This window comes from Stutzerimonas urumqiensis (assembly GCF_003640395.1).
In the GTDB taxonomy this organism is placed as follows: domain Bacteria; phylum Pseudomonadota; class Gammaproteobacteria; order Pseudomonadales; family Pseudomonadaceae; genus Stutzerimonas; species Stutzerimonas urumqiensis.
The window spans coordinates 27,559-39,229 of sequence record NZ_RBZQ01000004.1; the positions used below are offsets into that span (position 1 = coordinate 27,559).

8 protein-coding genes, 1 other RNA gene and 1 pseudogene are annotated in these 11,671 nt (G+C 61.5%); 9 read left to right on the top strand and 1 reads right to left on the bottom strand.

Going from position 1 to position 11,671, the window contains the following annotated elements; translation table 11 throughout:
* The first annotated feature begins 83 nt into the window (after positions 1 to 83).
* From serC to ihfB, 7 genes are all read left to right on the top strand, one after another.
* Positions 84 to 1,169 carry a 3-phosphoserine/phosphohydroxythreonine transaminase gene (gene serC / locus D7325_RS08540; RefSeq protein WP_120995554.1) on the top strand — a complete coding sequence of 362 codons (1,086 nt, stop codon included), beginning with the start codon at positions 84 to 86 and terminating at the stop codon, positions 1,167 to 1,169.
* The gene (gene pheA / locus D7325_RS08545) at positions 1,169 to 2,266 is read left to right on the top strand and encodes a prephenate dehydratase (protein ID WP_120995152.1); all 1,098 of its coding nucleotides are present in this window, start codon (positions 1,169 to 1,171) and stop codon (positions 2,264 to 2,266) included. Before serC ends, pheA begins: the two co-directional genes overlap by 1 nt.
* 163 nt (positions 2,267 to 2,429) lie before the next feature.
* Positions 2,430 to 3,539, top strand: a complete 1,110-nt coding sequence (gene hisC, locus D7325_RS08550; RefSeq protein WP_120995153.1) for a histidinol-phosphate transaminase — start codon at positions 2,430 to 2,432, stop codon at positions 3,537 to 3,539.
* Positions 3,536 to 5,770, top strand: a complete 2,235-nt coding sequence (locus tag D7325_RS08555) for a bifunctional prephenate dehydrogenase/3-phosphoshikimate 1-carboxyvinyltransferase (RefSeq protein WP_120995154.1) — start codon at positions 3,536 to 3,538, stop codon at positions 5,768 to 5,770. The genes hisC and D7325_RS08555 overlap by 4 nt, the downstream gene beginning before the upstream one ends.
* A complete protein-coding gene (gene cmk / locus D7325_RS08560) occupies positions 5,767 to 6,456 on the top strand; it encodes a (d)CMP kinase (RefSeq protein ID WP_120995155.1) in 690 nt (229 codons plus the stop codon). Before D7325_RS08555 ends, cmk begins: the two co-directional genes overlap by 4 nt.
* 170 nt (positions 6,457 to 6,626) lie before the next feature.
* On the top strand, positions 6,627 to 8,309 hold the full coding sequence (rpsA, locus tag D7325_RS08565) for a 30S ribosomal protein S1 (RefSeq protein ID WP_120995156.1): 1,683 nt from the start codon (positions 6,627 to 6,629) through the stop codon (positions 8,307 to 8,309).
* A 378-nt stretch (positions 8,310 to 8,687) separates the two neighbouring features.
* The gene (gene ihfB / locus D7325_RS08570; protein WP_120995157.1) at positions 8,688 to 8,969 is read left to right on the top strand and encodes an integration host factor subunit beta; all 282 of its coding nucleotides are present in this window, start codon (positions 8,688 to 8,690) and stop codon (positions 8,967 to 8,969) included.
* A 920-nt stretch (positions 8,970 to 9,889) separates the two neighbouring features.
* Here ihfB and D7325_RS19435 read toward each other — a convergent pair.
* Positions 9,890 to 10,009, bottom strand: a pseudogene (locus tag D7325_RS19435) (IS3 family transposase); the annotation flags it as partial.
* Between the two features lie 547 nt (positions 10,010 to 10,556).
* On the opposite strand from D7325_RS19435, the gene D7325_RS08575 reads away from it, so the two are divergent.
* Positions 10,557 to 11,480, top strand: coding sequence for a ketoacyl-ACP synthase III (locus D7325_RS08575; RefSeq protein WP_120995158.1), 924 nt, complete (start codon positions 10,557 to 10,559; stop codon positions 11,478 to 11,480).
* Between the two features lie 89 nt (positions 11,481 to 11,569).
* Positions 11,570 to 11,666: signal recognition particle sRNA small type (ffs, locus tag D7325_RS08580), an RNA gene on the top strand.
* The last annotated feature ends 5 nt before the right edge of the window (positions 11,667 to 11,671 follow it).

Sequence of the window (11,671 nt, forward strand, 5' to 3'; positions counted from 1 at the left end):
GGCGTTCGTCGCCCCACCGGCATGAAGGGGCGTCCGGCAGGATTGCCTGGCTTGATGGCAACGATTGGTGTGAGAGACAGATGATGAGCAAACGCGCTTTCAATTTCTGCGCCGGCCCTGCCGCGCTCCCCGAACCCGTCCTGCAGCGCGCTCAGGCCGAATTGCTCGATTGGAAGGGCAAGGGCTTGTCCGTGATGGAGATGAGCCATCGCAGCGACGAGTTCGTCTCGATCGCCGAAACGGCCGAGCGCGACCTTCGCGATCTCCTGTCGATCCCCGCCAACTACAAGGTGCTTTTCCTTCAGGGTGGCGCCAGCCAGCAGTTCGCGCAGATTCCGCTCAACCTGCTGCCCGAAGGTGGCAAGGCCGATTACATCGACACCGGCATCTGGTCGAAGAAGGCCATCGACGAGGCGCGTCGCTATGGCGGCGTCAATGTCGCCGCGAGCGCCAAGCCCAGCGACTATTTCTGCATTCCGGCGCAACGCGAATGGCAGCTGTCGTCCGGCGCGGCCTATGTGCACTACACGCCCAACGAAACCATCGGCGGCCTGGAATTCGGCTGGATTCCGGAGGTTGGCGAGGTGCCGCTCGTGGCGGACATGTCGTCCACCATTCTGTCGCGTCCGCTGGATGTTTCGCGCTTCGGGCTCATCTACGCCGGCGCGCAGAAGAACATCGGTCCCAGCGGGCTGGTGGTGGTCATCGTCCGCGAAGACTTGCTCGGCAAGGCCCGCGGCGGCTGCCCGACGATGCTCGACTACAAGGTCGCGGCCGACAATGGCTCGATGTACAACACGCCGCCGACCTTCGCCTGGTACCTGGCCGGGCTGATCTTCCAGTGGATGAAGGAGCAGGGCGGCGTCGAGAAGATGGGCGAGATCAACGAACGCAAGCAGCGCAAGCTCTACCAGGCGATCGATGCGAGCGCGCTGTACAACAACCCCATCGCGAAGGCCGATCGCTCCTGGATGAACGTCCCATTCCGCCTGGCCGACGAGCGGTTGGACACGCCTTTCCTGGCCGGCGCCGAGGCGCGTGGCCTCCTCAACCTCAAGGGGCACCGCTCCGTCGGTGGCATGCGCGCGTCGATCTACAACGCGGTCGATGAGGGTGCGGTCGACGCCCTGCTGGCCTACATGGCGGAGTTCGAGAAGGAGCACGGCTGATGAGCGAAGCCGACCAGCTGAAGGCGCTGCGGGTCCGCATCGACAGTCTCGACGAACGCATCATGGAGCTGATCAGCGAGCGGGCTCGCTGCGCCCAAGAGGTCGCTCGAGTCAAGATGGCTTCGCTGACCCAGGGCGAGGAGCCGGTGTTCTATCGGCCGGAGCGCGAGGCCTGGGTCCTCAAGCACATCATGGAATTGAACAAGGGCCCGCTGGACAACGAGGAAATGGCGCGGTTGTTCCGCGAGATCATGTCCTCCTGCCTCGCGCTCGAGCAGCCGCTGAAGGTCGCCTACCTCGGGCCTGAAGGCACCTTCACCCAGGCGGCCACCATCAAGCACTTCGGGCATGCGGTTCGCAGCACCCCGATGGCGGCGATCGACGAAGTGTTCCGTGAGGTCGCGGCGGGCGCGGTGAATTTCGGCGTGGTACCGGTGGAAAACTCGACCGAGGGCGCGGTGAACCACACCCTCGACAGCTTCCTCGAGCACGACATGGTCATCTGCGGCGAGGTGGAGCTGCGCATCCACCATCACTTGCTGGTAGGCGAGACGACCAAGACCGACCGCATCACGCGCATCTACTCGCATGCCCAGTCGCTGGCGCAATGTCGCAAGTGGCTCGATGCGCACTACCCGAACGTCGAGCGCGTGGCGGTTTCCAGCAATGCCGATGCCGCCAAGCGGGTCAAGAGCGAGTGGAACTCGGCGGCGATCGCCGGCGACATGGCGGCGGAACTGTACGGGCTGAGCAAGTTGGCCGAGAAAATCGAGGACCGCCCGGACAATTCGACCCGCTTCCTCATCATCGGCAGCCAGGAAGTGCCGCCGACCGGTGATGACAAGACCTCGATCATCGTGTCCATGCGCAACAAGCCGGGCGCGCTGCACGAGTTGCTGGTGCCATTTCATACCAATGGCATCGACCTGACCCGTATCGAAACCCGCCCCTCACGTAGCGGCAAGTGGACCTACGTGTTCTTCATCGACTTCTTCGGTCATCACCAGGACCCGCTAATCAAGGATGTGCTGGAGAGGATCAACAGCGAAGCGGTAGCGCTGAAGGTGTTGGGGTCTTATCCCAAAGCGGTGTTGTAGCGCGGCCTCATGCCGGAGGGCTCATGGCCGAAGGCTTGACGATTGAAGCGGCAGGCTCGCCGCATGTGCCGTGCCTGTATGAATCGAGCAGTACGGAGCTGGTTGCCCAGCCTCCAGCCACAGCCTCAAGCGCCGGATAAGTCGGCCGTATGCGGAGCTGAACATGTCGTGTGATTTCCTCGCCCTGGCCCAGCCGGGCGTTCAGAAGCTGTCTCCCTATGTTCCGGGCAAACCGGTCGAGGCGCTGGCGCGCGAACTCGACCTCGATCCGGCATCCATCGTCAAGCTGGCGAGCAACGAGAACCCGCTCGGCCCAAGCCCACGGGTGCTCGATGCCATCCGTGCCGCACTACCGGAACTGACGCGCTATCCCGATGGCAACGGCTACCGCCTCAAGCGGGCACTGGCCGACCGCTACGGACTCGAGTTGGAGCAGATCACGCTGGGCAACGGCTCGAACGATATTCTCGAGCTGGTTGCGCGAGCCTATCTCGCGCCCGGATTGAATGCGGTATTCAGCGCCCACGCCTTCGCTGTTTACCCGATCGCTACGCAGGCAGTCGGCGCGAGCTGCAATGTGGTTCCCGCGCGCGATTGGGGACACGATCTGCCAGCCATGCTGAAGGCCATCGACGCCAACACCCGCGTGGTTTTCCTCGCCAATCCGAACAATCCGACCGGGACCTGGTTCGGTGCCGATGCCTTGGCCGAGTTCCTGGCAGCGGTACCGGACCACGTACTGGTGGTACTCGACGAGGCGTACATCGAGTACGCCTCCGGCAATGAGTTGCCCGATGGCCTGGGATTCCTCGCGCGCCATCCGAACCTGCTGGTCTCCCGGACCTTTTCCAAGGCCTACGGCCTGGCGGCACTGCGCGTCGGCTATGCGCTGTCCTCGCCACGAATCGCCGATGTGCTGAACCGCGTTCGCCAGCCATTCAACGTCAACAGCCTGGCTCTGTCCGCGGCCTGCGCCGCCCTCGAAGACCAGGCGTATCTGGCGCGTAGCCGCGCGCAGAACGATGCCGGCATGGCGCAACTGGAAGCGGGATGCCGTGAGCTGGGCTTGAGCTGGATTCCCTCGCGCGGCAACTTCATTGCAATCGATTTCGGCCGTGACGCTGCTCCGATCGATCAGGCGTTGCTGCGGGCAGGCGTTATCGTTCGGCCCGTTGCGGGCTATGGCATGCCGACCTTTCTTCGGGTTTCGATCGGCACCGAGGCCGAGAATGTGCGCTTTCTCGACGCGCTGCGTCAGGTACTGGCCACGTGAGCCACGCGCGGGCACGTGAGCCTCTGGTGGGACGCCTCGTGGTCGTCGGCCTCGGCCTGATTGGCGGCTCCTTCGCCAAGGGACTGCGCGAGCGCGGTCTGTGCCGGGAGGTCGTGGGGTTCGACCTGGACAGCCAGTCGCGACAACTCGCCGTCGAACTGGGTGTCGTCGATCGTTGCGCCGAAACCTTGGAGGAGGCCTGCCGAGAGGCGGACGTCATCCAGCTGGCGGTGCCCATCCTGGCCATGGAACGCCTGCTCGAGGCGCTCGCCGCCTTCGACCTTGGCGATGCCGTGCTCACCGACGTCGGAAGTGCCAAAGGCAATGTGGTGCGCTGCGCGAAGCACCTCTGCGAGCGCATGCAGGCCCGCTTCGTGCCGGGACACCCGATCGCCGGCTCCGAGCAGAGCGGGGTTACCGCGGCCAAGGGATCGTTGTTCCGCCGGCACAAGGTCATCCTCACGCCGCTGGCGCACACCGACCCGTCCGCCCTGGCGCTGATCGATTCGCTCTGGCGAGCGCTGGATGCCGACGTCGAGCACATGGAGGTCGAGCACCATGACGAAGTCCTGGCCGCGACCAGCCATCTGCCGCATCTGTTGGCGTTCGGCCTGGTCGATTCACTGGCCAGGCGGCACGAAAACCTGGAAATTTTCCGCTACGCTGCCGGCGGTTTTCGCGACTTTACACGGATCGCCGGGAGCGATCCGGTCATGTGGCACGACATCTTTCTCGCCAATCGCGAGGCGGTGTTGCGTACCCTCGACACCTTCCGCGGCGACCTGGATGCGCTGCGTGCGGCGGTCGATCAAGGCGATGGGCACCAGCTCCTGGGCGTGTTCACGCGCGCCAGGGCGGCCCGAGAACATTTCAGCAAAATACTGGCTCGCCGAGCCTATGTGGACGTTATGCATTCGAACGATCTGATCTTCCTGGCCAATCCTGGCGGCAAGCTGTCCGGCGAACTTCGCGTGCCGGGCGACAAATCCATTTCTCATCGCTCGATCATGCTCGGGTCCCTGGCCGACGGCGTCACCGAGGTCGATGGCTTTCTCGAAGGCGAGGACGCGCTGGCGACCATCCAGGCGTTCCGTGACATGGGTGTCGTGATCGAAGGGCCGAATCAGGGGCGCGTCACGGTGCATGGCGTGGGTCTGCATGGCTTGCAGCCGCCGCCCGGTCCGCTCTATCTCGGCAACTCGGGTACCTCGATGCGCCTGCTGTCGGGCCTCTTGGCCGCGCAGCCGTTCGATACCACGCTGACCGGGGATGCCTCGCTGTCCAAACGCCCGATGAATCGCGTGGCCAAGCCGCTGCGTGAAATGGGCGCGGTGATCGAGACGGCGGCTGAAGGACGTCCGCCGCTCGTCATTCGCGGCGGCCAGCGATTGTCGGGGATGCATTACGACATGCCGATGGCCAGCGCGCAGGTGAAATCCTGCTTGCTGCTGGCCGGCCTGTACGCCGCGGGCGAGACCTCCATCACCGAGCCGGCACCGACTCGGGATCACACCGAGCGCATGCTGCAGGGCTTCGGCTACCCGGTCGCGGTCGAGGGTCGCACGGCGCGCGTGCAGAGTGGCCATCGCTTGAGCGCAACTCAGATAGAGGTCCCGGCGGATATTTCTTCGGCGGCGTTCTTCCTGGTGGCCGCTTCCATTGCCGAAGGCTCCGAATTGCTTCTGCGACATGTCGGCATCAACCCGACCCGCACCGGGGTCATCGACATTCTTCGCTTGATGGGCGCCGATATCGCGCTGGAGAACCCGCGCGAAGTGGGCGGTGAGCCGGTGGCGGACCTGCGTGTGCGCTCGGCCCCGCTCAAGGGCATCGACATTCCCGAGGCGCTGGTGCCGCTGGCGATCGATGAATTTCCCGTTCTGTTCGTTGCGGCTGCCTGTGCCGAAGGCCGGACCGTCCTTCGCGGTGCGGAAGAGCTGCGCGTCAAGGAGTCCGATCGGATCCAGGTCATGGCCGACGGCTTGCAGACGCTCGGCGTGAGCGCTATCCCAACGCCCGATGGCATCGTCATCGAGGGCGGCGCGATTGGCGGTGGCGAGGTCTGGGCGCATGGCGATCACCGCATCGCGATGTCCTTCAGCGTCGCATCGCTGCGCGCGCAGTCCTCCATCCGGATACATGACTGCGCCAACGTGGCGACTTCTTTCCCGAACTTCCTGGCGCTGGCCCGGCAGGCCGGGATGCGTGTGGCAGAGGAGGGGAACTCATGAGCCCGCAACCTCCCGTCATCGCCATCGACGGCCCGAGCGGCTCGGGCAAGGGCACCGTTGCCGCGCTGCTGGCGCGGCGCCTGGGTTGGCACTTGCTCGATTCCGGCGCGCTGTACCGATTGCTTGGATACGCCGCGCAGAAGCACGGCATCGAACTGACCGACGAGCAATCGCTCGGCAGATTGGCCGCTGCCCTCGATGTCCAGTTCGACACGTCCAGGCTGGGGCAGGGTCCGACGATCGTGCTGGAAGGCGAAGACGTCACCCACGCCATCCGCAATGAGCAGGTCGGGGCCTGGGCCTCCCAGGTGGCAGCGCTGCCCTTGGTGCGCCAGGCATTGCTGCAGCGCCAGCAGGACTTCCAGGAAATGCCGGGGCTCGTCGCGGATGGACGGGACATGGGCACCGTGGTTTTCCCGCAGGCCGCACTGAAGATCTTCCTGACCGCGAGCGCAGAGGAGCGCGCGCGCCGACGCTTCGAGCAGTTGAAGGCCAAAGGCAGCGATGTTAATCTCGCGAGTCTTCTTGAGGAGATCAGGGTGCGCGATGAACGCGATACCCAGCGCGCCGTGGCACCGCTGAAGCCTGCAGATGATGCTGTGCAGCTCGATTCCACGACGCTCTCCATCGAAGAAGTGCTGGATGTGATCCTCAACGAGGCGGCAGCGCGCCATCTCGAAGGATGACAACCAGTCGGGAAAGCAAGCAGGTCATCGCCAGTCGCGACCCTGATTGACAAGGAGGCATGCGGGAGACCAGACCCAGTCCTGCAGGCCTTTTTTTATATAGACGAACCCGCATCGTCTGGGATGTGGAAGTTGGGCGGTCATGCCGCCCGAAAACAGCAGGAATCAACATGAGCGAAAGCTTCGCAGAACTTTTTGAAGAAAGCCTGAAATCCCTCGACATGCAGCCGGGTGCGATCATCACCGGTATCGTGGTCGACATCGACGGTGACTGGGTCACCGTGCATGCGGGCCTGAAGTCCGAGGGCGTCATCCCGGTCGAGCAGTTCTACAACGAACAGGGCGAGCTGACCATCAAGGTGGGTGACGAGGTCCACGTCGCACTGGACGCGGTTGAAGATGGCTTCGGTGAAACCAAGCTGTCCCGCGAAAAAGCCAAGCGCGCCGAGTCCTGGCTGGTTCTCGAAGCTGCGTTCAATGCCGAAGAAGTCGTCAAGGGCATCATCAACGGCAAGGTCAAGGGTGGCTTCACCGTCGACATCAACGGCATCCGCGCGTTCCTGCCGGGTTCGCTGGTCGACGTACGTCCGGTACGCGACACCACCCACCTCGAGAACAAAGAACTCGAGTTCAAGGTCATCAAGCTCGACCAGAAGCGCAACAACGTTGTCGTTTCCCGTCGTAGCGTGCTGGAAGCCGAAAACAGCGCCGAGCGTGAAGCACTGCTCGAATCGCTGCAGGAAGGCCAGCAGGTCAAGGGTATCGTCAAGAACCTCACCGACTACGGTGCGTTCGTTGACCTGGGCGGCGTCGATGGTCTGCTGCACATCACCGACATGGCCTGGAAGCGCATCAAGCATCCGTCGGAAATCGTCAATGTTGGCGACGAGATCGACGTCAAAGTGCTGAAGTTCGACCGCGAGCGCAATCGTGTTTCGCTGGGCCTGAAGCAACTGGGCGAAGACCCATGGGTCGCCATCAAGGCGCGCTACCCGGAAAACACGCGTGTCATGGCTCGCGTTACCAACCTCACCGACTACGGCTGCTTCGCCGAGCTGGAAGAGGGTGTGGAAGGCCTGGTGCACGTGTCCGAAATGGACTGGACCAACAAGAACATCCACCCGTCGAAGGTCGTTCAGGTCGGCGACGAAGTGGAAGTCATGGTTCTGGACATCGACGAAGAGCGCCGTCGTATTTCCCTGGGCATCAAGCAGTGCAAGTCCAACCCGTGGGAAGACTTCTCCAGCCAGTTCAACAAGGGCGACCGCATCTCCGGCACCATCAAGTCGATCACCGATTTCGGTATCTTCATTGGCCTGGAAGGCGGCATCGACGGTCTGGTTCACCTGTCCGACATCTCCTGGAACGAAGCCGGTGAAGAAGCCGTGCGTCGCTTCAAGAAGGGTGACGAGCTGGACACCGTGATCCTGTCGGTCGATCCGGAGCGTGAGCGCATCTCCCTGGGCATCAAGCAACTGGAAGACGATCCGTTCTCCAACTACGTTGCACTGAACGACAAGGGCAGCATCGTCCGCGGTACCGTCAAGGAAGTCGACGCCAAGGCCGCAATCATCGACCTGGGCAACGACATCGAAGCCACGCTCAAGGCCTCCGAAATCAGCCGTGACCGCGTCGAAGACGCGCGCAACGTACTGAAGGAAGGCGATGAAGTCGAAGCCAAGATCATCAGCATCGACCGCAAGAGCCGCGTGATTAGTCTGTCCATCAAGTCCAAGGACGTCGAAGACGAGAAGGACGCGATGACTCAACTGCGTAACAAGCAGGAAGTAGAAAGCACCGGTCCGACCACCATTGGTGACCTGATCCGTGCCCAGATGGAAAACCAGCAGTAATCTGCTAGGCGATTCATCCGCAAAAAGGGCGACTTCGGTCGCCCTTTTTTGTGCATTCAGAAATGGTGGGATCGACCTGGGCCGAGCTCGTTCGGCCGTTTATGGGAGGCGCGCCCTCGTGGCGATACAGCAGACGCAGCCTGCCCAAGCAAACCCCAAGGCTCGCCCCGCGGTCAGGCCTGTCGCAACAAGCCCAGCCCAGTAGCCACTCCGCTTCTTACCTTGGAAGGCATGCCTCGCGGCGATAGGGCAGGCACAGACTGCCCATGACAGCTTCCAGTCAAAAGTCAAGCGAAACGCCTTGTTTGAAAGCGGCCCAACGTGCTACAACCAGCCACGGATCAAATGATCTAGCCGCTTGAAAAAGAAGGGAAAACCATGACCAAGTCGGAGTTGATCGAACGTATCGTCACCCAGCAAGGGATGCTGTCTTCCAAGGATGTGGAGCTGGCTATCAAGACCATGCTGGAACAGATGTCCCATGCATTGGCTACCGGGGAGCGAATCGAAATTCGTGGCTTCGGAAGCTTCTCCCTGCATTACCGTGCACCGCGTGTCGGCCGCAACCCAAAAACAGGCGAGTCCGTTCGTCTCGACGGCAAGTACGTGCCGCATTTCAAGCCAGGCAAAGAGCTGCGCGATCGTGTGAATGATGAGTGAGCAACCATGTTTTGAGGTTGGCGTTGGCTAACAAAATGCCTCCTCCAAACCACCGCGACATCCAGTGCTGCCTGCTCATCAATACTGGCCATTGATCCACACAATATTTTCGCTCACGGCTTCAGATCCGGGCAGCCGTTCGGGCCTACCGTTTGTGCCGCTAGCAATCAGTTGGCGCTGTTCGTGCGGTCCTAATGATGGCCATATGGTGACGGTGACTAATCTAGAAACTGCCGATGATGTCTCCCATCGATTAGCGATGCAGGCGTGCATTCTTATTGGTGGTCAGTGCTCTGTTTCCTCTTTCGACTAGTCGCGTAAACTCGCAAATTACTCAGTCGAGGTGGCCCCCTGCTGATTAGTGAGGCGGCGCCCCGCTGTGCTGAAGGCCAAGACTAACTTACTGGCAATCTACCTATCGATTTTACGTCTACGCGCAGCACAATGAGTTTGCCGCAACGACTGAAGTTGTCGAATGAGGGCAGCGTCAAAGGCCTGATGAGCGATCTGGCGAGTAAGCTTGCCGCTTCCGAAAGCGCCGTAGCCAGTTGGGGTAGTGCACGCGTTGACAGGTGGCCCTGAGCCGCTTCCTCAATTCCGTAGAGCGCCGTCGAATCAGTTCGGCTATATGGAGTAAGACGGGCATGTTTATGTGGGCTCATCTGGGGCACTTGGGGACTTGGTTGATAGCACTTCGGAATCCTAGGGATGCTCGGACGACAACCTACTGAGAGATCACAGCTAGTAGCGACCAGAGGGAGTTGTAGTGGACAGCAAAATCTGGGCACTGGTTTAGGTTCATCCGGCCATTGATTCGGCTGTACTGGCGTTTTGTGTCCGCTGTAACTGTTGTCGCTGATGATGTAGTAGCCGTCAGGTAGCGGGGCACGTCGGCCTCGGCTTGTCCCTGGGCTGTTTCAGCCGTGCCTTGGTACCCATTGCGTTTTCAGACTGCTAAGAAGCCGCTCCATTGGCACGTTATCCCAGCAATTACCGCAGCGACTCATGCTTTGCTTGATGTGATAGCGCCAGAGCAGCTGTGCGACGGTGTTGTACCGCCTAGCTCGCTAAGCAGCTGCTCTACCCACCAATCCTATGCCGCCGGGCCTGAAACTATCGACTTGCAGGCTTTGGGAATCGAGTAGCCCTGATCCAGAGTCAGGCTGGCTGCTTCGAGTTTGAAATCTGTACTGAATGATCTTTTGGTTGATGCAAGCACCTCTTAGCGGGGCGAAGCTTACGCCCATCGAGGTGTCCAGAATTATTGAGCCACAACAGCCGCCTATTAATTCGATGTGACACAGGCGCGCTGGGGAGCTTCAAAGCCCATCATGGAGTCGGGGCGTCGATCGACATCGTCGACGATGTCGGCAATGAGCCCACGTCCATACGTTTTCCCCGGCAACTGAGGCACCATTGCCCTGAAGGGTTGGTGCCTTTATAAGTGACCAGCAAGTCAACTTACGGCTGGTTCGTCGGTTTGCCGGGCGTGTGCTTGCTCGTCAGGTAAGCAGGGTCGCCCTGGAATCTGGGCGTTACTGGCATTTTTTACGGCGCGTCAAGGCAGTGGCGCGCCGGAGGCTCTGAATGATCGGCATCAAAGCGATATCCAGTTATGTACCGAAGGGCGGTATCGATAACGTCCAGCAAGGTGCGAGCTTCGGCAATGACGAGGCATTCATCCGCAGCAAGATCGGCGCAACCTTTCTACCGATCATGGGCGAGGATGAAGATACATCCGATCTCTGCGCCAAGGCCGTTGCCGCACTGGCGGCGCAGAATCCCGATTTCGATCTGCAAAGCGTCGATACGCTCGTGGTCGTGACGCAAAACGGTGACCGCGAAGGCCTGCCGCAGACATCGTCGATCCTGCAGGACAAGCTCGGCCTGCCAACGCACGTGGCGGCATTCGACCTGTCGCTGGCCTGCTCGGGCTATGTGTATGGCTTGTATGTGATCAAGGGGTTCATGGACAGCCTGGGGCTGAAGAATGGCTTGCTGGTCACGGCCGATCCCTATTCCAAAATCGTCAACCGTAGCGACCGTGTGACCTCGTTGCTGTTTGGCGATGCGGCGACCGCCACCTGGATTGGCCACGACCCGTTCTGGCGCCTCGGTCCGGCCAAGTTCGGCACCGATGGTTCGGGCGCGGTTCACCTGCATGTGGCCGATGGCAAGCTGAAGATGAACGGCCGGCAGGTGTACAACTTCGCCGCTCAGGTGGTTACGCCTCACCTGCACGAGCTGCTGAACGCTGCCTCGTTGAATCCGGACGATGTCGACGCCTACTGCTTGCACCAGGGCAGCGGGGCGATCGTCGACGCCATCTCCAAGCGCTTCGATGACCTGGCCTCCAAGTTCGTGCTGGATATCGAGGAAACCGGCAATACGGTGTCGTCCTCCATTCCGCTGGTGTTGCAGAAATACGCCTTCCGCGACGATTGGCACCGTGTCGCGATCAGTGGTTTCGGGGTCGGGCTGTCGTGGGGCTCCGCGCTGCTGGAGCGGTGAGGATGGTTGCTACATGGCGGTTGTAAGTTACTGACAAGCCAGTACAATGGCGCGGCCCGGCCACTAGGCGGGCGTCGTTATGGTGGCCCTGCCGGTCCCCCCGCAACGATCAACCGTGAACCCGGTCAGGTCCGGAAGGAAGCAGCCGTAGCGGTGACATCGTGTGCCGGGGTGTGGCTGGTGGGGTTCAC

Coding starts and splice junctions, on each gene's coding strand:
- D7325_RS08575 (WP_120995158.1), top strand. CDS start 10,557: ATGATCGGCATCAAAGCGATATCCAGTTATGTACCGAAGGGCGGTATC.
- serC (WP_120995554.1), top strand. CDS start 84: ATGAGCAAACGCGCTTTCAATTTCTGCGCCGGCCCTGCCGCGCTCCCC.
- cmk (WP_120995155.1), top strand. CDS start 5,767: ATGAGCCCGCAACCTCCCGTCATCGCCATCGACGGCCCGAGCGGCTCG.
- ihfB (WP_120995157.1), top strand. CDS start 8,688: ATGACCAAGTCGGAGTTGATCGAACGTATCGTCACCCAGCAAGGGATG.
- rpsA (WP_120995156.1), top strand. CDS start 6,627: ATGAGCGAAAGCTTCGCAGAACTTTTTGAAGAAAGCCTGAAATCCCTC.
- pheA (WP_120995152.1), top strand. CDS start 1,169: ATGAGCGAAGCCGACCAGCTGAAGGCGCTGCGGGTCCGCATCGACAGT.
- hisC (WP_120995153.1), top strand. CDS start 2,430: ATGTCGTGTGATTTCCTCGCCCTGGCCCAGCCGGGCGTTCAGAAGCTG.